Source organism: Halorubrum sp. GN12_10-3_MGM, assembly GCF_005435235.1.
Classification (GTDB): domain Archaea; phylum Halobacteriota; class Halobacteria; order Halobacteriales; family Haloferacaceae; genus Halorubrum; species Halorubrum ezzemoulense.
The window spans coordinates 1-670 of sequence record NZ_SGUB01000067.1 but is presented as its reverse complement, the minus strand read 5'-3'; the positions used below and the strand labels follow the sequence as shown (position 1 = coordinate 670).

The following is a 670-nucleotide window of genomic DNA, read 5'->3' as shown; positions in this document are numbered from 1 at the left end:
TACGACGCCAACGAGATCCACGACGACCACCCAGTGCGGTTCACAAACGAGGGCCTACAACTCGACCACCAGCCACAGAACGCTATCGAGTGGTACGCCAAAGTCCCGCACCACGAGGATTACCACCTCTGGATACCAGCACGCGCCAATCCCGACCAGCGGGATTGGCTTGAAGCGTTGTACGCAGACGACGCCGAGATGGGTGAAAGTCGGCTGTTCGAGCGGGATGGAACGTGGTACCTCCACATCACCGCTACCCGCGACGTGGAGGACGAATCTGAGGCGTCCGCCGATAAGCGGACACCGGTTGGTGTGGACATCGGAGAAGCGAGCCTCGTCACGGTGTGTCACCGCGACGGCTCCGGTTCTCCGGTTCGCCCCCGCCTGTGGGCCGCCGACGGCAAAGCCGTTCGTCGGCTCCGAAAAACCTACTTCACCGCCACAAGACGGCTTCAGAAGCGTGGTAGTGAGCGAATCGCAGACTCGTTCGGTGACGCACTGTGGGACCAGATTGACGACGTTTTTCACCGTGTGACCAGCGAGGTCGTGGACTACGCCGAGTCCGTCGACAACCCAGTGTTAGTGCTGGAAGACCTGAGGTACATCCGCGAGAACATGGACTACGGTGAGTACATGAATCGGCGGTTACATGGGTGGGGCTTTGCCAAGC

General features: G+C 60.4%; 1 protein-coding gene. It reads left to right on the top strand.

The window, feature by feature from the left end; genetic code table 11:
• Positions 1 to 670 (top strand): IS200/IS605 family accessory protein TnpB-related protein (locus tag EXE47_RS18260; RefSeq protein WP_137708631.1); only part of this gene is annotated, 670 nt, incomplete at both ends.